Here is a 21699-nt window from a genome sequence, read left to right on the forward strand (position 1 = left end):
GGCATGACAACCGCCTCCTTGATGAAGTGAAGCGCCTGAGAGCTGCTGCACGGCATGGTCATCGATGAGCCCCCTTCTTATGGCTCCAACGCAAGTACTGGCAGTTTGCGGATAGCGAGCGCACGAAGGGGCTAGTTCAAACGGGCTGCGCGGGCGAACATCAATGCACGCAAAAGGAGATCGCCATGAAACGCTTCATCTGATGCCGCAACCCCGCGTTTCGACTACGAGCTTCGCTTCCAGTCACTATTCCATGCCAAACGCGCGTACGCATTTCCACGCGATGCCGCCGGACGCGTCGATATGGATGCTCTCGGGGTGTGGATCACGCAGCGCGTTCCGGCATCGAAGCGCGTGGCTGCGGCATGGATGCGCGCATGCAGCGCGATGGTCTTGCTGGCGCGATCGCCGGCGGTCTGGTTCAGGCCGGCATCGAGGCGCGCGAGCTTCGCCGGGTCGAGAAATCCGAGGCAGGCATCGGTGGGCGTGATCAGGAAGCCGTCGTCAGCGAGCCGCACGCTGATGTTGCCGGCGGTGGCATGCACATAGCCGCGCTCGAACAGGCTGCGGCCGATCCGGCAGATCTCTTCGCGCGATTCGCTCTCTTTCATCCGATGACTGTAAAGGCTTTCGAAAAGAAATCGTCAGTGCCGAAGTTGCCGGACTTGAGCGCGATATGCAGACCCGCGCCGCCGGCCGCTTCGCACGCCGCATGACACCACGGCACGCCGGGGTCGATCTGCGCGCCGATCTGCAGTTGCGCGATGCCGAGCGCCTGCACGCAGGCGCCGGACGTTTCACCGCCCGCCACCACCAGCTGGCGCACGCCTTGCGCGACCAGCCCGCGCGCGATCGCGGCGATGGTGCGCTCCACCATCGCGCCGGCCTCCTCGACGCCGAGCCGGCCCTGCACCGATTTCACGGCGCCGGACTCGGCCGTCGAATAGACCAGCACCGGGCCGGATTCGACGAGCGGTGCAGCCCAGTCCAGCGCCTCGGTCGCCACGTCGACGCCTGCCGCGATGCGCAAGGGATCGATCGCCAGCGCCGGCCGTCCCGATGCGATGAAGTGCTGCACCTGCCGGTTGGTGGCAAGCGAGCAGCTGCCCGACACCACGGCCCTGAGCCCCGAAGCCGCAGGCAGCGCGCTCGCGGCGGACGAAGGCGCGATGCCGAAGTTGCCCGGCAACCCGATCGCGACGCCCGAGCCGGCCGTGACCAGCGGCATCTGCGCCAGCGCCGGGCCGAGGCGCAGCAGGTCGTCGTTCGAGACCGCATCGACGATCGCGATGCCCACGCCCTGCGCGCGCAACTGTGCGATGCGCTCGCCGATCGCGGCCGGTCCCTGCGCCATGGCCACATGATCGATCAGCCCCACCTTGCGCCGCGTCTGCGCCTGCAGCACGCGCACCAGGTTGGCATCGGTCATCGGCGTGAGCGGATGGTTCTGCATGCCGCTCTCGTTGAGCAGCACCTCGCCGGCGAACAGGTAGCCCTTGAAGACGGTGCGCTTGTTGTCGGGGAAGGCCGGCGTGGCGATGGTGAAATCGCAGTTCAGCGCATCCATCAGCGCCTCGGTCACCGGCCCGATATTGCCCTCGGGCGTGCTGTCGAAAGTGGAGCAGTACTTGAAATAGATCTGCTGCGCGCCCTCGGCCTGCAGCCAGCGCAGCGCGGCCAGCGAGTGCGCCACCGCCTCGGCCGGCGCGATGGTGCGCGACTTGAGCGCCACCACCACCGCATCGACTTCGGCGGCCAGCGGCTCTTGCGGCACGCCGATGGTCTGCACCACGCGCATGCCGGCGCGCACCAGGTTGTTGGCGAGATCGGTCGCGCCGGTGAAGTCGTCGGCGATGCAGCCGAGCAGGATGGTCATGGCTATTCCTTGTTGCGAGCGAAGGACAGTTTGCTGCCCGAGAAGGATCGCAGCCAGGCGATGACTATCGTGCCGTTCGCCGCGTGCCGCGCCGAGTCCTGGATTCCTCTTCCATGACCAGGCCTACGGCCAGGCCATGGCATAAGGCCAACGACACCGCCACCGTGCGGAAGCCGGCGAGCTCCGCGTCGCGCACCTTCAAGGATGACCTGCGTGTGGCGGGCAGATGGCGACAGGACGCTGTCCGTGAGCGCAAGGACTGAAACTCCCTGGGCGCGCGCGCTCTCTGCCGCCGCCTTCAAGACCTCGAGCGTGAGGGGGCGGCGGCTTCGGTCATGGCGGGCAAGCATCAGGCCGAATCCCGTACTCGGGCGACCACCTCCTGCACCAACAGTTCCGGGCTCGCGAAGACCGGCAGCCCCAGTTGGTCGGCGAGCGGTTCGCCCAGGTGCGCCAACGAGGCCTGCGCCAGGACGATGCGATCGACGCGTGGCGCCAACTCTGCCGCAGCCTCGCACACGAGGCGATCGTGCAGGTCACGCCGGTTAGTGGCCAAGGCGTCGAATGCCGCCGCGCACAGGACGCTCTCCGCCGGGATATCCAGGCCCGCGCTCTGGGCGTGCGCAGTCAGCAGTGCCCGGCTCGGTGCGACCGTCGACGAGGTCGTGCAGATCAGGCCGACGCGGCCTGGCGCGCTTGCCACGCGGGCGTAGAGGGGATCGTCGATCTTGAGGATCGGCACACTCACCGTCTGGCGCGCGGTATCGATGGCCGGTGAGGTCGACGAGCACGTGAAAACGATCAACTCGGCACCCGCATCGGCCGCCACTTGGGAGAGTGTGACGATGCGGCGCGTGATGCCGCTTGAAGGACCTTGCCGGATCAGATCCTGCAGGACACTTTCGTCCAGCATGTGAAAGCAGTCCGTTTCTGGCAGTTCCGACTGGAAGCGCGGACGGAAACGCTCGACCAGCATCGCAACCGTATGGATGAAGGCAATGCGCCGGACCATGGAAGCCCTTCGGATGGTCAACGGCTCAGACAGCGGCGGTGACCAGAATCTCCACCAGTAAGTCGGGGTGTGCCAGCTTGGACTCGCCGGTGGCGCGTGCCGGACCGGCGCCTTTGGGCACCCACGCGTCCCACACCTCGTTCATGCCCGCGAAATCGCGCTCGATGTCCTTCAACCAGATCTGCACCGACAGCATGCGCGTCTTGTCGATGCCGGCCTTGGCGAGGTGGCCGTCGATCTTCTCGAGCACCTGGCGGGTCTGGCCCTGGATGTCCAACGTGCCGTCCTGCGCGGTGACGCCTGTCATGTAGGCGACGCCGTTGTGCACGACCAGGCGGCTGAGGCGATGGGTGGGTTCGATGCGGGTGATGTCGGTCATTGGTGCGATCTCCAGGCGTTGAGAAAAAATGGAATCAAAGTGCGGCCAGCTGTTCGAGCGTGATCGGCTTGATGGGAGCGCGGATCCGGTAGTGGCCGACCTCGGCCGGAGAGACGCCGCGCTCATGCGCGATGACCTCGGTGACCGTCAGGCCGCAAAGGCGGCCCTGGCAGGGGCCCATGCCGCAGCGCGTGAAGGCTTTGGCCTGGCTCGGCCCCTGGCAGCCGAGGGCAACCGATCGGCGCAGTTCGCCGGCCGAGACTTCCTCGCAGCGGCAGGCGATCACGTCGTCGGCCGGCACGCGATGCTGCATCTTGGGGTGGTAAAGCGTGTCGAGGAAAGGCCGGATGTGCAGCTGGCGACGAAGCGCCGACCGCAGCGGCTCGGCCTGGCGGTCGCGTTCGAGTTCGGACACGCGCCCGGCGTCGTGCGCCGCGGCCACGCCGGCGAGCTGCCCTTGCAAGGCCGCTGCCAACCCGCCGGCAATGCCACGCCCGTCGCCGGCGATCAGGAAGCCGTCCAGCTCGAGGCGGCCCCAGGCATCGGCCGCCGGCACCCAGCACAGCTGCTGGTCGTCCCAACGGTGCGCCAGGCGCAGCGACGCCGTGATCTGGTTGTTCGGCACCACGCCCTGGTGCAGCAGGACCAGGTCGGTCTGCACCCGGTGCGACGTGGCTCCGATACGAAAGCGCAGGGCCTCCGCCCGTGCGCTCCCTTCCACGGCGAGATCGGTGGCAGCGCGGTGGTAGGGGATGCCCGCGTCGCGGATGCTACGGATCAGGCCCAGCCCTTTCCTCACGTCGCGCCATCCCGCGATGGCGCCGCCGAGATGGCGCAGGGCCCGCAGGTAGTCGCCGCGCTGCGTGGTGTCGACGATCGCGCCGATGCGCACACCGGCCCGCAAGTACTGCCAAGCCAGCAGGTACAGCAACGGTCCGCAGCCCGCAAGCACGACCGGCTGCGATGGCGCCACGCCGGCGCTCTTGAGAAGGATTTGCGCCGCCCCGGCCGTCATCACGCCGGGCAGCGTCCAGCCCGGAATCGGAAATGGCCGCTCCATCGCACCGGTGCACAGGATGACCTGGCCGGCTGTCATGGATTGGGATCGCCCATCCTTCAAGTAGTGAATGACGCGGTCACGGGTGATGTTCCAGATGGACGCGCCGCCCACGTGCCGCGCCGTCGATTGCGTGAAGCGCTCCACCAGCGCTCGGCCTGCGGCGTAGTCGTTCCCGAGCACCTGCAGCCGATCGGCCCGAACGCGAGTGACGTCGCGGTAGATCTGTCCGCCGGGATGCGACTGCTCGTCGAGCAATGCGACCGACAGCCCCAGTTCGGCCACGCTGGCAGCCGCTGCGAGACCCGCCGGGCCCGCGCCGATCACCGCCACGTCTACCGCGTCAAGCTGCATGGCGGGCGCCTTCCTGCGAGCGGATCTTCATGCCCGGTTGCACTGTCACGAGGCACGCCTGGCGATTGGCCACGCCATCGATTTCCAGCAGACATTCGAAACAAACGCCCATCATGCAGTAGGGAGCACGTGGCGCACCCGACACGGGCGTGGAGCGAAAGCGCGACACACCGGCCGCCAGCAAGGCGGCAGCCACCGAGCGCTGGTCGCTGCAGCAGGGCCGCGCGGTCGAGGATCTCGTAGGGATATTCGCCGCCTACTTCATCGCGCACGGCGGCAAGCCGCTCGCTGCGCGCCGCGAGTTCGGCCTCGGAAAAGCACAGGTTGAAGGCGCCGGTCTGCCTGGCCTGGACATCGATGCCGGTTTCGCCGTGAAGTTGCGCGGCGAGCGCGGGCCACAGCCGCGCGGACTCCCTGGTCCAGCGGGCATAGTCGGGAACGCCGCGGCCCTTGCCGTGAACCCAGATCAAGCCGAAGTTTCCGCGGGAAGCGCGAAACACATCGTCGCCTTCATCCAGGACCGTGATGTTCTTGCCGAGCTGGCCCAGCCCGTAGGCCACTGCCGTGCCGACCAAGCCGCCGCCAATCACGATCACATCGCTCGAAGACATGTATGCCTTTGGTGCCCGTTACCGCGATGCTGTGCGCGGCCTAGAAATCAGCGACCTTGCCCCATGCTGAGCCGCTGAACCGCTCGGGCCGGTACGGTACGGGATCCACGATCGGTTCGGCACCGCTGGCCAGGTCCGCGATCAGGTGGCCGGCGCCAGGACCGATGCCGAAGCCGTGTCCCGAAAAGCCCGCAGCCAGGATGAAGCCCGGGATGGACGGCACTTCGCCGATGCCGGGAACACCATCCGGCGTGCTATCGACAAAGCCGGCCCAGGCGTCCGTGATCCTTGCTTCGCGCAGTTCAGGCAGGAGTTCGACAGCGCGGCGGTGGGTCTCCCTGACCGTGGACAAACAGGGCTTCGGATCGAGGATGCGCACCCGCTCCATCGGGGTCGGCGCATCGAGCCGCCACCGCTTCAGCGTTTCGTGGCCGCCGCGAACGCCTTCCAGGCCTCCCGGAAGAAGGCTGCGCCAGCGCTTGGCGAACATGGGCACGAACTGCGGGGCGAATCGCATGAACTGTGGCGTCACGTCCACGCGTGCGCGGCCGCTGATGGCCAGTGCGTAGCGTCCGTCGTTGCGGCGCGTGACGGACACGCCCGCCGTAAACAGGGCATCCGGCAAGCGATGCTCCACAGGCGACACGCTCAGGATGGATTGGCGGATCGAGGCCTGGGGAAAACGGATGCCGAGCTGCCGGCAGAACGAGGAGGCCCAGGCGCCACCGGCGAGCACGGCGGTCCTGGTCTTGATGACCCCGGCTTCCGTGATGACGCCGCTGACCCGTCCGCCTTCCGTCTCGATGCCGCGGGCCGCGCAATTCTGATGAACGCTGCCTCCGAGCTTGATGAGCGCGGCTGCCACGGCCGGCGCAGCCTTGGCAGGATCGGCGGTGCCATCGGTGGGCGAGAAGACGCCGCCTTTCCAGGCGCGGCCAGTCGCTTGCCCGCGCTGCGCGGCCTGCCGGCTGTTGAGCATGTAGGTCGTCACGCCGGCGGTCTTCGCAAAATCACGCCAGCTGGACCAACGAGACAGCTCGGCCTCGTCGTTGCTGAGATACAAGAGCCCGCAGCGATGAAAACCCGTGTCTTCACCGCTTTCGGCGGCAAATCGTTCCCAGAGATCGAGGCTCTTGCTCGCCATGGGCAGTTCGCGCGCGTCGCGGTTCTGCTGCCGGCACCAGCCCCAGTTGCGGCTCGACTGCTCGGCGCCGATCCTGCCCTTTTCGACCAAGGCGACTGAAACGCCGCGCTTGGCCAGGTAGTAGGCGGTAAAGACACCGATGATGCCGCCGCCGATCACGACGACGTCAGCGGAGGCCGGCAGCTTGGGGGAAGTGTTGATATGGTGCAGCGGAGGGGACATGATGAATCTCGCTCGTCGATTCAAGCCTGGACGCTTTGGACCACGTAGAACTTCGCCACGCGATCACTGCTTTCCCATCCGATCGGTGCGCCCTGGGGTACGAACAGCGCATCGCCCGTTCCCACCGACAGGACGCTTCCATCAGGGGCTGCGAACCGCACGCTGCCGGCGCGCAGCGGCGTGATGCCGGGGTTGTTCGGCCCCTCTGCCGCTGCGGCGCAGAACACGAACAGCGTGCGCGATCGGGCCAGTATGCGAACTGCCGTGCCGCGGGCGATGACGGCCCCTTCACCGGGGCGGAGCACGAGCGGTGTCGCGCCGGCCGCCGTCAGGCTGAGCTCTCCGGCCATGACGACGATGGTCTCGGTGTGGGGAAAGCTCGGGACTTCGAGCTCACCGATGAAGCTGATTCGGCCTGCGCTCATCGAACCCGGTCCTTCCCACGCGATCTCCCGATGCCGCGGAAAGGGGTCGTCCTTGCCGAACGCCGTCCTGCGGAAGGAGGTTGAAACGGGTGCGCCGTCGGCGCGATGCAGCACTAAGGCCACGGTCATGATTGCTCCTGCGCGATGCGCGATGTTTTCACTGAAAGTCTGTCAAATGGCACTGGGTGCCGAGGCATCCTGGAAGCCAAGAACGGCCTTGGTTTCCAGGTACTCCTCGAAACCTTCTATGCCGTATTCGCGGCCATTTCCCGAGCGCTTGTAGCCACCGAAGGGGGCATGGGGGTTCCAGGCCGGATAATTGATGTGCACCTGCCCGGAGCGGATGCGCGCCGCGACGGCGCGCGCTGCGGCAAGGTCTTTGCCTTGCACATGGGCGCCCAGGCCATAGACGGTGTCGTTGGCAATGTCCACAGCTTCGTCCACGCTGTCGTAGGGGATCAACGCGAGCACCGGCCCGAAGATCTCCTCCTGCGCGATCTGCATCCGAGGCTGCACCGCGGAGAAGATGGTCGGACGGCAGTAGAAGCCGCGGCTTAAAGCCTCTGGCCGCCCGAGGCCGCCACAAATGAGCCGCGCGCCTTCGGCGATTCCGATGCCGATCATTTCCTGCACCCGATTGAACTGCGCGCGATTCGCCACCGGGCCGTGCGTGGTTTGCTGCGAACGCGGATCGCCCACGACGATGCTGGATGCCGCTTCGAGCGCGATCCGTTCGACCTCCTGGAGGCGGGCGCGGGGCACGATCATGCGAGTCGGCGCGCTGCAGGATTGGCCGACGTTGCGGAAGCCGGCCGCCACGCCTGCCGGTACGGCACGCGTGAGGTCCGCATCCGGCAGGATCACGTTGGGAGATTTCCCGCCGAGTTCCTGGGCCACGCGCTTCACTGTCGGGGCCGCCGCTTGGGCTACCAGGACGCCGGCCCTCGTCGAACCGGTGATCGAGATCATGTCCACGTCGGGATGCTCCGCCAAGGCAGCGCCCACCTCCGGTCCGCTGCCATTCACCAGATTGAACACACCCGGCGGGATGCCGGCATCGTGCATCACCTCGGCAAAGAGCAAGGCGCTCAGGGGCGACAGCTCGCTGGGCTTCAGGACGACCGTACATCCCGCTGCCAGGGCGGGGCCGACTTTGGCGGTGATTTGGTAGAGCGGCCAGTTCCAGGGTGTGATCAGGCCGCACACGCCGATGGCCTCGCGCATGATGGCCATGTCCCCGCGATGGGTGACAAACGCATAACTGCGCGCATTGTCGCGGGCCACGCGGATGTGCTCGGCCGCAGACGGCACCTGTGTGCTGCGCGCAAAGCCGATGGCAGCGCCCATCTCCAACGAGATCGCCTGAGCGAACAGTTCTGCGCGCTCGAGGATCAGGGAGTGGACGCGATCGAGAAGCAAGGCCCTGCTCTGGGCAGAACTCACGGACCAGGTCGCGAAGGCGCCCCGCGCCGCAGCCACGGCTGCAGCGACATCTCTTGCACTGCCCAGCGCGATCTCTGCGACAGGCTCCTCCGTCGACGGATCGATGACAGAGGTTTGAGCTTGCCCCTGAGGCACGACCCACTCGCCGCCAATGAACATGCGATCCAGGCGGCCAGCGCTCCTGAGGTGCTCGATGATGGAGGAGTTCATGGAGTCGGCCTTTTGGAAAAGACGTGAGGGGTGTTCATTGCCATCCGTAAAGGCGTGGCCACGGAGGCTTGTTAATGCGGTGGGGTGCGTCATGATGGGGCTGAGGTCGGGCCTTTGGATGTCCAAAAGTTTAGGCTGCACACCCCTCGCGCCGGTGCTTCAATGAGGGTCTTGCACAACGCAGACTGCGGTTGTGCGACTCGCCAAAGCAGATGCTGCCGTCGTGCATACGTCAGAGGCCTTCACATCGGACGCACTCGACCGGTTGCGCCCCCAGCACCAAGCCAGTACGCAATCAGCACCAGTCCCAGCGCTTGACCCGCAGGTGTCTCCGCCGACCGGGTGGACCGGCTGAAGCGTTCGGCTGGCGAAGTCGCCGGGACCGAAGCGCATTTCTTTGAACAAGTACGTGTGGTAGTCGCCCGTCAACCGCGGCTGCGCCAGTCGCCCGTCAGCGCAGTGGCGGGTATGGACGGAACGAAGGCGCGCCTCTCAGCGCGGGTGGGGAAACAGCCGTCCGATCGGACAATGCGTCTTGATGAAGGGCGACTTGATCACGATGTAGCTGAAGTACTTCGCGATGCCGATGTTGCGTTCGAGCAGTTCCTCGATCACTTCCTGGTAGTGGTTCACACCTCGCGTCAGGAAGCGCAGCAGGTAGTCGTAGCCGCCGCTCATCAGGTGGCACTCGAGCACCTCGTCGACCTCGCGGATCGCGGCCTCGAAAGGTGCGAAGTCCTCGCGGTGGTGGTCCTGCAGCGTGACCTCGGTGAACACGGTCAGCGTGTCGCCGAGCTTTTCCAGCCGCAGGTGCGCGCCGTAGCCGGCGATGTAGCCTGCCTGCTCCAGCCGCTTCACGCGCATCAGGCAGGGGCTGGACGACAGGCCCACTGCATCGGCCAGGTCCACGTTGGTCATGCGCCCGTTCTTTTGCAGCTGCGCCAGGATGCGCAGATCGAGTCGGTCGATCTTGAAAGCTTCTGACATGGCGGCGCCGGGTAGGAGAGATGCCCCGATTCTGCGTGCGTCGGTCCTGGTTTGCGCAGGCGCGCTCAGCCGGCCAATGCGGCGCGCACGTCGGGCGCGGCCAGCACCTCGTCCAGCGTCTTCTTCAAGCGCGTGAACATCTGGGCGAACTCGTCTTCGGTGAAGGTGAGTGCAGGCGCAAAACCGAGGATGTGGTCGCCGAAGGAGCGGAACACCAGGCCGTTCCTGTAGCCGATGGCGAAGATGCGGTCGGCGAGGCCGAGCGATGCATCGAAGCCGCGCTTGCTCGCCTTGTCGCTCACCAGCTCCAACGCACCCAGCAGGCCGCGGTGGCGCGCATCGCCCACCAGCGGGTGCGCGCAGAGCGCGTCGAGCCCGGCCCCGAAATGGGCCGCGCCGCGCTGGCCGTTGGCGAGCACGCCGCCTTCCTCGTAGAGGCGCAACACCTCCAGCGCGACCGCGGCGCTGACCGGGTGCGCAGAATAGGTCGCGCCATGGCCGACCGATGCGCCGGCCGGCGCGCCGTCGGCGATGCCGGCATAGACCTGCTCCGACATCATCGTCGCGCCCATCGGCACGTAGCCGGCGGTCAGGCCCTTGGCCATGGTCATCAGGTCGGGCTCCACGCCCTCGGCCTCGCACGCGAACATGGGGCCGGTGCGGCCGAAGCCGGTGATGACCTCGTCCACGACGAACAGGATGCCGAGCTCGCGCGTGGCCTCGCGCATGGCTTTCAACCAGCCCTTGGGCGGCACGATGACGCCGCCCGAGCCCTGGATCGGCTCGCAGAAGAAGGCGGCTACGTTGTCCGCGCCCAGCTCGGCCACCTTGGCGCGCAATGCGGCAACCGATGCTGCGATCAGCGCCTGCGGGTCGGCGCCGTCCGCATGGCGATACGCGTAGGGCGACGGGATGTAGTGCTGCGTGGGCAGCGGAAGGTCGAAGCCGCGGTGGAAGGCCGGCAGTGCGGTCAGGCCGGCGCCGGTGGACGAGGAGCCGTGGTAGCCGCGCTCCAGCGCGATGAACTGCTTCTTCGACGGCTTGCCGATCGCGTTGTGGTACTGCACGATGAAGCGCACCGCGGCATCGATCGCCTCGGAGCCGCCGAGCGTCAGGTACACGCGGGTCAGCGATGCCGGCGTGATCTGCACCAGCTTCTCTGCCAGGCGAATGGCCGGCTCGCTGCTGAAGTGGAAGTAGCCGGTCGCATAGGGAAGGCGGCGCATCTGCTCGGCCGCGGCCTGCACCACGCTCTCCTGTCCGTAGCCCACGTTCACGCACCAGAGGCCGGCGAAGGCGTCGAGCAGTTCGTGGCCGCTGGCATCGGTGAGCCACGCGCCGCGTCCCGAGGCGAGCACGGTGGGGCCGCGCTGCTCGTGCACGCGCCAGGGCGAGACGGGATGGATCAGATGCGCGCGGTCGATCGCGTCGAGCGCGGCTTGGTGGGGTAATGCGGTGGGGTGTGTCATGGTGGGGCTGAGGTCGGGCCTTTGGATGTCCAAAAGCTTAGGCCGCGTGCCCCTCGCGCGGGTGCTGCATTGAGGGCCTTGCGCAAAGCAGGCTGCGGTTGTGCGAGTCGCTACAGCAGATCGTGCCGTCGCGCGTACGTCACGGGCGTTCACATCGGTCGCACTCGACCGGTGGCGGCCACGCCCAGCACCAAGGCCCATATGCCCATCAGCACGAGTCCCGGCAATTGACCCGCAGGTGTCTCCGCGGACCTGGCCGAAGGGCTGAAGCGCGGCTGGGCGGCGAAGTCGCGGAGACCGAAGCGCACGTCGTCGAACAAGTACGGGTAGTAGTAGGTCCGCAACCGCGCGTGGAAATCTGCGATGCGATCCTGATACGCGAGCTGCGCCTGCAGATCGGTATCGGCCTGGCGATGCAGCGCGGCCTGCACACCGACGCCCGGCAGCAGCCAACCCAGGCGTGCGGTCCAGCGCTGGCGCGCGAGCAAGCCTTCGCGATAAGCCGCCACCTGCGGCGCCACGCTCTCGTCGCCGAGCTGCTGAAAGGCGTAGTACCACTTCCAGTGAAAGCCCGAAGGCAGCGGCGCGGTGTGCTTCCATTCGGGATGCGTGCGGAAGAATTTCTCCATCGTGGCCTCTGGTGGCAGGTCCCACGCGCCATGCACGGCCTGGCGCTGCGCCAGCATCAGCTCCACGCCCTGGTGCACCGGGACGGCGCGCGCAAGCGCGGCGTTGGCGATGGTGGGCAGGACCAAGGTCAACACCGCCCAGCAGCCCATGAGCGCCGTTGCGTTGGCGGCAGAGCTTCCGCTTCGTGTCGCCACGATCAGCGCCAAGCCGCCCCAGAACGCCAGGTAGGCCGCCGTGACCAGGAGTGCCGTGGCCAGGGCTGTCGTTGCGGTGCCGCTGCTCAGCCCTGCGCCCAGCACCGGCAGCACGAGGCAAGCGAATACCAGCGCCACGCGCAGCCCTGCACGGCGCAGCCACAGGCGCCGACCGGCGCCGGACATCGCCAGTAGCGTACCCAGCCGGCCCGACCGGCGTTCGCCCGAAACGAGGTCGTACAACAAGGCGATCACGAACAGAGGCGCCAGGTACACCAGCACGAAACCGAAGTCGAAGCGTCCGGCCAGTGCCAGCTCGGGATTGAAACTCTCTCCTTCGTGCAGTTGAGCCTGCAGCGCCAGTGCGCGCACGCGCAGCACATAGGGTGCGGCATCGCGCAGCCCGAGCGCAAGGAAGGCCGTGGCAGACGGTGCATCCCAGGTGCCATGGAAGCTGTAATAGGCGGCGGAGCCGGGATCGCCGCCGTGGGTGTACTTGCGCGCATGCGCAGCCAGATCATGTTGCTGTAGCTCGGCCAGACGCGCAATCGTCTGCTGCTGGCGCGCGACTTCGCGGGCGCCGCAAATGACGGCCACGGCCGACAGAACCAGCAGCAATGCCAGCGCAGTCACAGCGAGTCTCGAGCGCGCCAGGAGGCGCCATTCATGGGCGAGCCAGCTCATCGCTTGATCCTTCCCAGGCGTTGCGCTGCCAGTCCCAACAGACCCGCGAGCATCGCCAGCCAGAGCAGCAGCACACCTGCGGCTGACGCCGCACGGCGCAGCGCGTCGATGGGCGGTGCGGCTTCGTAGCGAAACTCGGCAAAGTCGTGCCAGTGCGCGTGGCTGATGCGGCTGTCGCGGCTGGACCGGTCGCCAGCGAAGCTGAGCTTCTCGGCCTGCAGCCGGTTGAGTTCCTGCACCAGTCGATAGCGATGGTGCTCGGCCTGCTCGACGAAGCTGCGGTAGCTCTGCAGGTCGGTGCCTGCGGCGGCCATGGAGAGGCGCCGCAGCGCGATCACCGGGCTCAACCATGCGAAGGCGTCGATCCGGCGCAACTGTGCGTCCTGGCGCTCGAAGCCGGCGTTGGCGTAATGCTCGAAGAGCGCACTGGTCAGCCGCTCGCCCTCCATGCCCAGCAGGCCTTTGTAGTTGACGGGAAGATCTTGGACTTTCGAGACGCCGTACTGCGCAAGCACCTTCTTCTTGAAGTCCGCGAAGTAGGGATCATCGGGGTCGTGGCTGTCGCCTAGTTCCGCCAGGTCGCGCGCCACCGCGATGTCAGTCTCGAAGCGCGTGGGCAGTGCCAGGGATGAGGCCACGAGTTCGGGCGCCAGGCGCGGCACGAGCACGACGCTGACCGCCCAGACCGCCAGCAATGCCACCAGCGCATCGCGCCCGCGCGCGAACCACGTCGACAAGCCGGCGATGCCGACGGCCCAGATCAGCAGCCACAGCCCGTAGCCCGCCGCCAACGCGACGACCAAGCTCCCTGGGGCCGATGTCGCCGCGCCGATCCAGGTCAGCGCCAGCAGCGCCGGCAGCAGGGCCAGCGCGGCCACGCCGCAGAGGGCCAGCAGCTTGCCCGCCGCGATCTGGCGCGGTCTTGCGCCCTGGGCCAGCAGGATGCGCAGCGTGCCCGACTCGCGCTCGCGCGCCAGGACCGCATGGCCCACGAAGACGAGCAGCAGTGGTGCCAGCACCTGCAGCACGAAGGCCGGCGTGAGCTGGCCGAAGCGCAGCAGGAGCGAAGATTGCCGCACGTCGCCGAAGTTGGCGCTGTTCTGCCGATGTCCTTCGAGGAAGAGCGTGTGGCCCGTGTAGGCATCCACCCCGGAATCGAAAGCCGCCAGCGGATTCAGCGGCCGGAACACGAAGTGCCCGTAGTGCACCATGCGGTGCGGGTGCCGGTCGGGCTGGGCCTCGAACTCGTGGTCCACCTGCGTCTGGTGACGCGCGCGCTCGGCGTCCGTGGTGCGGCGCTGTTCCCAAGCAGTGAATGCGGCCACGGCCGTCAGCAGCAGCAGCAAGGTCAACCCGAGCACGGCAACGCGGTCGCGCCGCAGCAGGCGCCACTCCTCGCGCGCGATGCGCAGCACGGCGCTCATTGCTGCGCCTCCTGGCCGGCGTAGCGCCGGTGCAGTGCGCGCACATCGAAACGCTCCGGGCCCGACGCTGCGACTTCTTCGACCAGCCGTCCACCGTCGATGAAGCCGATGCGATCCGCCACGTCGGCGGCACTGAGCAGGTCGTGCGTGACCATGAGGATGGCCACCCCCTGTGCACGCAGCAGCCCCAGCAGGCGGTTGAATTCGGCCGTGGCCTGCGGGTCGAGGCCGGAGGTGGGCTCGTCGAGCAGCAGCGCCGGCACCTTGCGCGCCAGCGCCAGCGCGATCGACACCTTCTGGCGCATGCCCTTGGAAAACCCCGATACGCGCCGCCCGTGCGCCGCAGCTTCCAGGCCGGCGCATGCGAGGGCCTCGTCGATCGCCTGCACACTGGCGCGCTGTCCCGCGAGGTCGAGCAGGTAGGCCACGTTCTCGCGCGCGCTCAGATGCTCGTAGAGCGCCACGTTCTCGGGGATGTATGCGAGCTGGCGCCGCGCAGACGTCGGGTCGGCCACAGGGTCGGTGCCGTTCACGCGCACGCGACCACGCCCGGGCTGCACGAAGCCCAGGAACAGGCTCAGCGTGGTGGTCTTGCCGGCGCCGTTGGCACCCAGCAGCGCATAGATTTCACCGGCTTCGACCCTGAGGTCCAACCCGTGCAGGATGGTGTGGGCACCGTAGCCGGCGACCACACCGGCGGCTTCGAGGGCAGGATGGGGCGCGGTCACAGCGCGCGGCGGTGGAAGGTCGGTCAAGGGCATGGTCTGCATTCGCTCGCGTTCAGAACTTGGCTTGCAAGCCGATGGTGATGGTGCGCGCCGTGCCCGGCGTCACCCAGAGGCGGCTGTAAGAGCTGCTGTAGTAGGTGGTGTCGAACAGGTTGTCGACGTCCAGCGTCGCGCGCAGGCTGGGGTTGATGCGCCAGTAGGCGACCAGCTTGGCGGTGGTGTAGCTCGGCAGATCGAAGGCGGGCGTCGCGGCATCGGCTTCGGCCTGCGTGCGGGCCTGGCCCAGCCGCTTGCCCACGTGCGTGACGCCGCCGCCGATGCCATAGCGCTGCCCGTTGGCAAGCGCGTTCTCGTAGACCGCGAGCAAGCTGCCGTTGACACGGGGGACGTTGAGCAGTCGACCGCCGACTTCCAGCGTGTTGTCCTTCGCGATCTCCACGTCGTTGAGCACCAGGCTGGCATTGAGGCGCCAGTTCGTCGTCAGCTGGCCCGCGAAGTCGAATTCGAGGCCGCGGCTGCGGATCTCGCCGGCGGCCATCGAGTAGCCGGTGTTGACGGGGTCGGCAGTCAGCACGTTGCGCTTGCGGATGTCGAACAGCGCGGCGGTCGCACCCATGCGCTTGTCCGCGCTTTCCCACTTGGTACCGAGCTCGAGCGCGCGGCCGGTTTCCGGCTCGAAGCCCTGGGCCGCGAAGTCGGAACCGACGTTGGGGCGGAACGAGCGGCCGGCGTTCGCGTAGACGGTCCATTGCGGCGCCGGCAGCCAGGCGAAGCCGATGCGCGGCGAGGTCGACGACGGATCCTGGCGGGCGGTGGTGCCGGTGATGCGGTTCTCGAGCGACTGGCGGTAGTTGTCCACGCGCGCGCCGGCGACCAGGCGCCATTCGGGCGCGAGCTTGATCGCGTCCTGCACGTAGAGCGCGGTGTTGCGCTGGTGTTCCAGCGTGTCGGTGTTGCGCCCCGGCACCGGTTGGGCTTGGCCATAGACCGGGTTGTAGATGTTGATTGCATAGGGCCGAGCCGTCGTCGGATTGGCCCGCAGCATGAGCGAGTCCATGCTGAAGCGGAAGCTCTCCAGGCCGAACAGCAGCTCGTGCTCGATGGCGCCGGTCTTCACGTTGCCCTGCAGCTCGGCCTGCAAGGTGATGTCGTCCGAGTCGAAGTCGCGGAAGCGTCGCTGGCGCGTGAGCGTGGCGTTGTCTGCGCGCAGAGCCGAAGCCTCTGTCGAGAAGCCGTTCACCGAAGTCTCGCGGTAAGACAGGCCCAGCCGGCTGCGCCACGCCGAGTTCCATTCGTGCGTCAGGATGAACTGGTGGGTCTGGTTCTCCACCGTCACGTCGCCGTCCGCGGGCTCGCCCAGAAAGCGACTGCGCGGGATCGCGCCGAGGCGGTTGTTGATGGCGACCACGCCGCGGTCCAGCGGCGTGGCGTGCCGCAGGAACTCCCCCGAATACTCCAGCACAGTGTCGCGGCCGAGCTTCCACGTGAAAGCCGGCGCGATCACGCCTCGCTCGGCGCTCACGTGGTCGCGAAAGCTGTCGCGGTCTTCCACTGCGACGTTGAGCCGGTAGGCGAAGTTCTCGCCGATCGGGCCGGTGCTGTCGAACGCGCCGCGCTTGAGGCCGTAGCTGCCGAGATAGCCTTCGACGGAATGGGCCGCCTTCCAGAGCGGCCGCTTGGACACGATGTTGAGCGTTCCGCCAGGCTCGCTGCTGCCGTAGAGAGCGGCCGCCGTCCCTTTGAGGAACTCGATGCGTTCGACGCCTGCCAGATCGCGCGGGGCGTTGAAGCCGCGGTTCGAGGAGAAGCCGTTCAGCAGCGTCGCCATGCCGGTGTTCTCGTTGCCGGGCAGGCCGCGGATGGCGATGTTGTCCCAGAGGCCGCCGAAATTGTTCTGGCGCGAGACGCCGCCGACGTAGTCGAGCACGTCGTCGAGCTTGGTCGCGCCGAGATCGTCGATGGCCTGGCGCGTGACGATGCGTACCGACTGGGGCAGCTCGCGTAGCGGCAAGTCGGTCTTGGCGCCGGCCGCTTCGTCGGCGTGATAGGCGCCGGACTCGGTGCGGCCGACCACTTCGACCGTGGACAACTGGCTGGTCTCCGCGGGGGAGTCGGAAGATTGAGCGATCGCAGGGTGGGTGAACAATGCTGCGACCGCGAGGGCGAGAGGAAAGGGCGCACTCGCCCCAGGGCGTTGCATGGAAATCATGAGGAGTCTCGGCAGGACAGAAAGGACCGCGCAGGGTCTTGCCCGGCAGCGGCCGGGGCGCACGCCGCCCAGACGTGAACTCACGCCGGGCGACGGGACTGCGGAGCGGGCGAAGTTGCCGCCGTAACGGCGGGCTTCAGGCGACGGGGCGAGGCGGGTCGCGCGAGGCGAAAGGCCAATGGCCGGGGCTGGGGACGAAGGCCAGCAGTGCTCGCGGTGGTGGAACACCGGCGTTCACCGGCAGCGCACGCGCGGCCGATGGCGAGCTCAGCGCCGTGCCCAGATGTGCGTAGGCCAGGCACCACGCGCACGCGCCATCCGCTTCCTGGTCATGCTCCGCGGCATCGTCGCTCGCCTGCGGGGCCGGCAGTGCCGCCGCCGCTGCCGCGGCGTTCTGCAGATGCACTGCTTCGTGCGCAGGCATGCCCATGGCCGTGTTGAAAAACACGGCCAGGAGCAGGAATCGGATCAATACGTGGCGCAGGAGCATGGATGGGGCTGGAGGGCCGGAATCATACGTCCGCAAACGCCGGCGTCGCCGCACGCGCCAAGGTGTCGAGATTGCTACGCCGGATAGCACGCACGCTCTTGCTCCCAGCGCTGCTCGTTGTCGCGTTGAGGTCCCTGCATCTCCTCAGTATCCCCGCGCGCGATCGACCAGGCCGAGCATCGGTTCGCCGTCCTCGAAGCGGCGCAGGTTGTCCAGCACCACCTCGGCCGCGCTCAAGGGCTGGGTCACGCTCGCGATGTGCGGCGTGAGCTGGATGTTCGGATGGCGCCAGAAGGCATGCGCCGGCGGCAGCGGCTCGGGGTCGGTCACGTCGAGCACGGCATCGCCGATGCGGCCGCTCGCCAGCGCGGCCAGCAGATCCGCTTCGACGAGTTGCGGCCCGCGCCCGACATGCACCAGGTCCGCGCCTTCGGGCAGCATCGAGAACAGCCGCGCATCGAGAAAGCCGCGCGTCGAATCGGTCAGCGGGAGCAGGCACACGAGGATCTCGGTGCGCGCGAGGAAGGCCGGCAGCTCATCGGCGCCCGCATGGCATTGCACGCCGTCGACTGCGTGCCGCGAGCGGCTCCAGCCCGCGCAATCGAATCCCAGGCCGACAAGCTGCGCCAGCACCGCCTGGCCGAGCGAGCCGAGCCCGAGCACGCCGACGCGCCGCTCGCCCGCGGGCCGCACCGGCAGCGGGCGCCACTGGCCCTCCTGCTGCTGGCGCCGGTAGCGCGGCATGTCGCGATGCAGGCCGAGCACCGCATGCGTCACATACTCGACCATGCCCTGCACGATGCCGGGCTCGACCATGCGCACCACCGGCAAGTCCGGCGGCAGCGCCGCGAAGTCGAACTGGTCGACACCGGCGCCGGAAGAGAACAGCACCTCCAGGTTAGGGAAGCGCTCGGCCAGATTCGGCGGCGGCTCCCAGGCCGCTAGGAAACGCACTTGCGCCGGGTCGCCGATGTCGGGCCAGATGCGGAAGTCGATCCCGGGCGCGCGGCGTCCGAACACCTCGGCCCACTGGCGGCCGCGCACCGGATCGGACTTGTAGAGAAAGGTGGTCGTGCCCATCGAACTCAGCCCACGGCCTGCGTGACGATCGCGAACAGCGCGGGACCGCCCGGCGGCGTGGCGAGCGGCGCGCCGCGCACCATCGTCGTCGGCGCATCCACGCGCAGCAGGCCGATGCTCTCCAGCCATTCGGCCAGACCACTGGCGAAGTCGATGTCGATGCGCGTGAAGTTTCCAGCGTTCATCCCGGCGAGGTGCGCGATCAGCGCCTTCGCGCCTTCGGCATCGGGCGCCACCACCGGACCGATCGCGTGCCCGCGCCCGAAGCGCCGCAGCATCGCAAAGCCGCGCGGCGCGTTGTCGTGGTCGAGCACCACGCAGGCATCGGACGCGGCGAGCAGGTCCGCGATCAGCGCATCGCGCGGCATGCCGCGTGCCGCGGCATCGAGCGCCTGCAGCGATGCCGCCTCGCTCTGGCCGGCGGGCCGCAGGCGCCAGCCCGTGGGCAGCGCGACCAGCGGCGCCGGGTGGGCCACGCCCTGGTGCTGCCGCAGCTCGCCAGTGCGCACGAAGCCCAGGCGCTCGTAAAGACCTCGGCCTTCGGCGGTGGCATGCAGCAGCACCGTGCAATCCTCGAGCTCTTCGAGCAGCGCGCTCATCAGCCGGTGGCCGAGGCGGCGCCCCTGGCAGGCCGGCGACACGATCACGAGGCCGATGCTGGCGTGGCGATCGCCCCACCGCCAGCGTAGGGCGGTGCCGACCAGTTCCCCGTCGCGCTCGGCAACGATGCCCGCGGCATGGGCGAAGACCTGCGCCCAGTCCGCGGGGCGGTGCGGCCAGCGCAGCTCGGTAGTCAACGCGTGCGCGAGCGACAGGTCGGCAGCGGTCATCGGTCTCAGCACCACGCCGTCGAGAGCGGGTGCGTTCAGTGTCTGGGCGGGCATCGGCAGGTCTTCGTGCGAGCAAAAGGGCAGCTCATCTTGGACGACATCCTCGCCTTTCGCCAGACCGAATTCGCGCTCTTTCGCAACTCGCAAGCTTCGCCTGCAAAGCGCGCCTGTTTTGCAATTCGCTGCGGCGGCGGGCCTGCTTACGCATACAAATGCTGAGCCAATCTCCCTAGCATCGATCGCCATGCAAAGCTTCGACCCGGACTTGAACATGCTTGATTTCCGGCCCCAACAAGACCTCCTTTCCGAACGGACACTTCATCGGGGGTGTGCTGGTCAATGGCGAGGGTGACGTGCTGGAGGTTCGTCGTCCATCCGATGGGAGGGTCTATGCCGAGGTACCGATCGCTGCTGCAGCCATCATCGATTGCGCGGTGAGCAATGCGCAGGCCGCATTCCAGACTTCGGACCGGGTTACGGGAGCGCCCGTGCACGCCCCCGGATACTGCGGCGCTGGGCTGACCTGATCGAGACCCATAGCGACGAGCTTGCCCGGATCGAAGCCTTGGGCTCAGCACGGCCCTTCAAGGATGTCTTGGCGGTGGACATTCCCTACGCTGCCGACTGCCTGAGATTCCTTGCAGAAGCGCAGACAAGCTGGGCGGCGATGTGGAGGCGACCCGCAGCGACCACTTGGGTTTGGTGATCGGCGAGCCCTACGGCGTCGTTGCGACCATCGCGCACTGGAACTTCCCGATCACGCAGGCCGTCACCAAGGTCGGCCCGGCATTGGTGGCAGGCAACGACTTCTCCAACGGATGGCGGCAGTCTCACGCATTGCCCGCGCAAGCAGATTGCGCTTTGCCGCGCAGCCAATCGCGCATTTGTCACCGTTTTCGGCATCGGCTTCGGCACCCACGCGGGAACGCCCAAACATAGCATCTGGGTCGTGTTCCACCCTCCTGAGAGTCCACTTTTCATGTCAAAGAATCTGCTCATCAACTTCAACTTCGACCAACTCGGCGAACCGCGCGAGTACCGGCCGCCGGCCGAACGCGTCATCGAAGGCGACATCGTGTGCCGCAACTGGGACGTCGACAGCGCCAAGGACGACAAGGTGCGCGCTGGCGTGTGGGAGTCGACACCCGGCGTGAACCGCTCCATCAAGGGCGAGACCTGGGAGTTCTGCCTGATCCTGTCCGGCGTGGTCGAGATCACCGAGGACGGACAGCCCCCAGTGACCTACAAGGCCGGGGACTGCTTCATCATGAAGCCCGGCTACACCGGCACCTGGCGCACCCTCGAGACCGTGCGCAAGGTGTGGATCATGGCCTGAGCATGACGCAGCCGCTGCCGCTTCAAAAGCGTGCTTATCGACTTCTGCGCAGCGCACCGAGGTGCGTGGCTGCACACGCGAGGGGCGGACCGCATGGCATGCCGCCGCACCCCCTCCAAACCGCAGCTTTCGTGTGCCGGGCGCCGCATTTCCGTACACCCGCGGCACTGCTGCGTGCTGCAATCGCTTCGTCATGAGCTTGTCGCATTTTCATCTGTCATTCAAGGAATAGAGACCATGAGCTTCCGTCCCAAATTCATCACCTTCGACTGCTACGGCACCCTCACGCGCTTTCGCATGGGCGAACTTACGCGCGACATCTTTGCTGACCGCATTCCGGCCGAACAGATGGAGCAGTTCATCGCCGACTTCACGGCCTACCGTTTCGACGAGGTGCTGGGCGACTGGCAGCCCTACGAGGTGGTGCTGAAGAACGCAGTGCGCCGGCTTTGCAAGAAGTGGAAGATCCAGTACTTCGACCACGAAGCGCAGAAGTACTACGACGCGGTGCCGACCTGGACTCCTCATGAGGATGTGCCCGCAGGCCTGGCCAAGATCGCCAAGGAGATTCCGCTGGTGATCCTCTCGAACGCCTCGGACAGCCAGATCCAGAAGAACGTGGCGCTGCTCGGCGCGCCCTTCCACCGCGTCTACACCGCGCAGCAGGCCCAGGCCTACAAGCCGCGGCTGCAGGCCTTCGAATACATGCTCGACTCGCTGGGCTGCAACCCCGAGGACGTGCTGCACGTGTCCTCCAGCCTGCGCTACGACCTGATGTCGGCGGACGACCTGGGCATCGTCAACAAGGTCTTCGTCAACCGCGGCCACGGCCCGGGCAATCCGGCCTACCGCTACGTCGAGATCAAGGACATTGGCGGCCTCCCCGGCGTGGTCGGTCTCTGATC

At 67.4% G+C, this 21699-nt stretch carries 19 protein-coding genes and 4 pseudogenes; 4 read left to right on the top strand and 19 right to left on the bottom strand.

Annotated features, from left to right (window positions below; genetic code table 11):
* Positions 1 to 317: 317 nt before the first annotated feature.
* The 19 genes and pseudogenes from ACSQ86_RS30595 to ACSQ86_RS30685 all read right to left on the bottom strand — a co-directional run.
* Positions 318 to 611, bottom strand: a pseudogene (locus ACSQ86_RS30595) (class II aldolase/adducin family protein); the annotation flags it as partial.
* Complete coding sequence (otnK, locus tag ACSQ86_RS30600) at positions 608 to 1876, bottom strand: 3-oxo-tetronate kinase (RefSeq protein WP_436310386.1); 1269 nt, start codon at positions 1874 to 1876, stop codon at positions 608 to 610. The pseudogene ACSQ86_RS30595 and the gene otnK, both read right to left, overlap by 4 nt.
* 349 nt (positions 1877 to 2225) lie before the next feature.
* On the bottom strand, positions 2226 to 2888 hold the full coding sequence (locus tag ACSQ86_RS30605; protein WP_436310387.1) for an aspartate/glutamate racemase family protein: 663 nt from the start codon (positions 2886 to 2888) through the stop codon (positions 2226 to 2228).
* A gap of 25 nt (positions 2889 to 2913) precedes the next feature.
* Positions 2914 to 3267 (bottom strand): RidA family protein, encoded by a 354-nt coding sequence (locus tag ACSQ86_RS30610; RefSeq protein ID WP_436310388.1) that lies wholly within the window; start codon positions 3265 to 3267, stop codon positions 2914 to 2916.
* A gap of 34 nt (positions 3268 to 3301) precedes the next feature.
* The gene (locus ACSQ86_RS30615; RefSeq protein ID WP_436307390.1) at positions 3302 to 4678 is read right to left on the bottom strand and encodes an NAD(P)/FAD-dependent oxidoreductase; all 1377 of its coding nucleotides are present in this window, start codon (positions 4676 to 4678) and stop codon (positions 3302 to 3304) included.
* Positions 4668 to 4880, bottom strand: a pseudogene (locus tag ACSQ86_RS30620) ((2Fe-2S)-binding protein); the annotation flags it as partial. The gene ACSQ86_RS30615 and the pseudogene ACSQ86_RS30620, both read right to left, overlap by 11 nt.
* A 34-nt stretch (positions 4881 to 4914) precedes the next feature.
* A pseudogene (locus tag ACSQ86_RS30625) lies at positions 4915 to 5289 on the bottom strand (NAD(P)/FAD-dependent oxidoreductase); the annotation flags it as partial.
* 40 nt (positions 5290 to 5329) lie between these two features.
* Positions 5330 to 6655 carry an NAD(P)/FAD-dependent oxidoreductase gene (locus ACSQ86_RS30630; protein WP_436307387.1) on the bottom strand — a complete coding sequence of 442 codons (1326 nt, stop codon included), beginning with the start codon at positions 6653 to 6655 and terminating at the stop codon, positions 5330 to 5332.
* Between the two features lie 20 nt (positions 6656 to 6675).
* On the bottom strand, positions 6676 to 7209 hold the full coding sequence (locus ACSQ86_RS30635; protein ID WP_436296956.1) for a cupin domain-containing protein: 534 nt from the start codon (positions 7207 to 7209) through the stop codon (positions 6676 to 6678).
* Between the two features lie 42 nt (positions 7210 to 7251).
* Positions 7252 to 8733: an aldehyde dehydrogenase family protein gene (locus tag ACSQ86_RS30640; protein ID WP_436307386.1), complete on the bottom strand. Its 1482-nt coding sequence runs from the start codon at positions 8731 to 8733 to the stop codon at positions 7252 to 7254.
* A gap of 492 nt (positions 8734 to 9225) precedes the next feature.
* Positions 9226 to 9720, bottom strand: coding sequence for an Lrp/AsnC family transcriptional regulator (locus ACSQ86_RS30645; RefSeq protein ID WP_436307385.1), 495 nt, complete (start codon positions 9718 to 9720; stop codon positions 9226 to 9228).
* A gap of 65 nt (positions 9721 to 9785) precedes the next feature.
* Complete coding sequence (locus ACSQ86_RS30650; protein WP_436310389.1) at positions 9786 to 11189, bottom strand: aspartate aminotransferase family protein; 1404 nt, start codon at positions 11187 to 11189, stop codon at positions 9786 to 9788.
* 149 nt (positions 11190 to 11338) lie between these two features.
* Positions 11339 to 12697 carry a DUF3526 domain-containing protein gene (locus tag ACSQ86_RS30655; RefSeq protein WP_436307383.1) on the bottom strand — a complete coding sequence of 453 codons (1359 nt, stop codon included), beginning with the start codon at positions 12695 to 12697 and terminating at the stop codon, positions 11339 to 11341.
* Entirely contained in the window at positions 12694 to 14121 is a 1428-nt protein-coding gene (locus ACSQ86_RS30660; RefSeq protein ID WP_436307382.1) for an ABC transporter permease, read from the bottom strand. The genes ACSQ86_RS30655 and ACSQ86_RS30660 overlap by 4 nt, the downstream gene beginning before the upstream one ends.
* Positions 14118 to 14882, bottom strand: a complete 765-nt coding sequence (locus tag ACSQ86_RS30665; RefSeq protein ID WP_436307381.1) for an ABC transporter ATP-binding protein — start codon at positions 14880 to 14882, stop codon at positions 14118 to 14120. Before ACSQ86_RS30665 ends, ACSQ86_RS30660 begins: the two co-directional genes overlap by 4 nt.
* 19 nt (positions 14883 to 14901) lie before the next feature.
* Positions 14902 to 17058, bottom strand: coding sequence for a TonB-dependent siderophore receptor (locus tag ACSQ86_RS30670; protein WP_436307380.1), 2157 nt, complete (start codon positions 17056 to 17058; stop codon positions 14902 to 14904).
* A gap of 136 nt (positions 17059 to 17194) precedes the next feature.
* Positions 17195 to 17548: a DUF2946 family protein gene (locus ACSQ86_RS30675; RefSeq protein WP_436307379.1), complete on the bottom strand. Its 354-nt coding sequence runs from the start codon at positions 17546 to 17548 to the stop codon at positions 17195 to 17197.
* A 144-nt stretch (positions 17549 to 17692) separates the two neighbouring features.
* The gene (locus ACSQ86_RS30680; protein ID WP_436307378.1) at positions 17693 to 18628 is read right to left on the bottom strand and encodes a 2-hydroxyacid dehydrogenase; all 936 of its coding nucleotides are present in this window, start codon (positions 18626 to 18628) and stop codon (positions 17693 to 17695) included.
* A 5-nt stretch (positions 18629 to 18633) separates the two neighbouring features.
* Positions 18634 to 19512 carry a GNAT family N-acetyltransferase gene (locus tag ACSQ86_RS30685; protein ID WP_436310390.1) on the bottom strand — a complete coding sequence of 293 codons (879 nt, stop codon included), beginning with the start codon at positions 19510 to 19512 and terminating at the stop codon, positions 18634 to 18636.
* A 221-nt stretch (positions 19513 to 19733) separates the two neighbouring features.
* Between ACSQ86_RS30685 and ACSQ86_RS30690 the strand changes: the two genes are divergently transcribed.
* The 4 genes and pseudogenes from ACSQ86_RS30690 (at position 19734) to ACSQ86_RS30705 (ending at position 21697) form a co-directional block, all read left to right on the top strand.
* Positions 19734 to 19985, top strand: coding sequence for a hypothetical protein (locus ACSQ86_RS30690; protein WP_436307785.1), 252 nt, complete (start codon positions 19734 to 19736; stop codon positions 19983 to 19985).
* Positions 19886 to 20397, top strand: a pseudogene (locus tag ACSQ86_RS30695) (aldehyde dehydrogenase family protein). Before ACSQ86_RS30690 ends, ACSQ86_RS30695 begins: the two are co-directional and overlap by 100 nt.
* A 40-nt stretch (positions 20398 to 20437) precedes the next feature.
* Entirely contained in the window at positions 20438 to 20794 is a 357-nt protein-coding gene (locus ACSQ86_RS30700; protein ID WP_436307375.1) for a cupin domain-containing protein, read from the top strand.
* A 237-nt stretch (positions 20795 to 21031) separates the two neighbouring features.
* The gene (locus tag ACSQ86_RS30705) at positions 21032 to 21697 is read left to right on the top strand and encodes a haloacid dehalogenase type II (RefSeq protein WP_436310391.1); all 666 of its coding nucleotides are present in this window, start codon (positions 21032 to 21034) and stop codon (positions 21695 to 21697) included.
* Positions 21698 to 21699: the final 2 nt, after the last annotated feature.

The organism is Variovorax sp. LjRoot130 (assembly GCF_964253755.1).
GTDB lineage: Bacteria > Pseudomonadota > Gammaproteobacteria > Burkholderiales > Burkholderiaceae_C > Variovorax.

Excerpts from the sequence above, each read along its gene's own strand:
- ACSQ86_RS30700 (WP_436307375.1), top strand. The coding sequence starts at position 20,438 with ATGTCAAAGAATCTGCTCATCAACTTCAACTTCGACCAACTCGGCGAA.
- ACSQ86_RS30630 (WP_436307387.1), bottom strand. The coding sequence starts at position 6,655 with ATGTCCCCTCCGCTGCACCATATCAACACTTCCCCCAAGCTGCCGGCC.
- ACSQ86_RS30655 (WP_436307383.1), bottom strand. The coding sequence starts at position 12,697 with ATGAGCTGGCTCGCCCATGAATGGCGCCTCCTGGCGCGCTCGAGACTC.
- ACSQ86_RS30660 (WP_436307382.1), bottom strand. The coding sequence starts at position 14,121 with ATGAGCGCCGTGCTGCGCATCGCGCGCGAGGAGTGGCGCCTGCTGCGG.
- ACSQ86_RS30650 (WP_436310389.1), bottom strand. The coding sequence starts at position 11,189 with ATGACACACCCCACCGCATTACCCCACCAAGCCGCGCTCGACGCGATC.
- ACSQ86_RS30680 (WP_436307378.1), bottom strand. The coding sequence starts at position 18,628 with ATGGGCACGACCACCTTTCTCTACAAGTCCGATCCGGTGCGCGGCCGC.
- ACSQ86_RS30645 (WP_436307385.1), bottom strand. The coding sequence starts at position 9,720 with ATGTCAGAAGCTTTCAAGATCGACCGACTCGATCTGCGCATCCTGGCG.
- ACSQ86_RS30685 (WP_436310390.1), bottom strand. The coding sequence starts at position 19,512 with ATGCCCGCCCAGACACTGAACGCACCCGCTCTCGACGGCGTGGTGCTG.
- ACSQ86_RS30670 (WP_436307380.1), bottom strand. The coding sequence starts at position 17,058 with ATGATTTCCATGCAACGCCCTGGGGCGAGTGCGCCCTTTCCTCTCGCC.
- ACSQ86_RS30705 (WP_436310391.1), top strand. The coding sequence starts at position 21,032 with ATGAGCTTCCGTCCCAAATTCATCACCTTCGACTGCTACGGCACCCTC.
- ACSQ86_RS30605 (WP_436310387.1), bottom strand. The coding sequence starts at position 2,888 with ATGGTCCGGCGCATTGCCTTCATCCATACGGTTGCGATGCTGGTCGAG.
- otnK (WP_436310386.1), bottom strand. The coding sequence starts at position 1,876 with ATGACCATCCTGCTCGGCTGCATCGCCGACGACTTCACCGGCGCGACC.
- ACSQ86_RS30665 (WP_436307381.1), bottom strand. The coding sequence starts at position 14,882 with ATGCCCTTGACCGACCTTCCACCGCCGCGCGCTGTGACCGCGCCCCAT.
- ACSQ86_RS30640 (WP_436307386.1), bottom strand. The coding sequence starts at position 8,733 with ATGAACTCCTCCATCATCGAGCACCTCAGGAGCGCTGGCCGCCTGGAT.
- ACSQ86_RS30615 (WP_436307390.1), bottom strand. The coding sequence starts at position 4,678 with ATGCAGCTTGACGCGGTAGACGTGGCGGTGATCGGCGCGGGCCCGGCG.
- ACSQ86_RS30675 (WP_436307379.1), bottom strand. The coding sequence starts at position 17,548 with ATGCTCCTGCGCCACGTATTGATCCGATTCCTGCTCCTGGCCGTGTTT.
- ACSQ86_RS30635 (WP_436296956.1), bottom strand. The coding sequence starts at position 7,209 with ATGACCGTGGCCTTAGTGCTGCATCGCGCCGACGGCGCACCCGTTTCA.
- ACSQ86_RS30610 (WP_436310388.1), bottom strand. The coding sequence starts at position 3,267 with ATGACCGACATCACCCGCATCGAACCCACCCATCGCCTCAGCCGCCTG.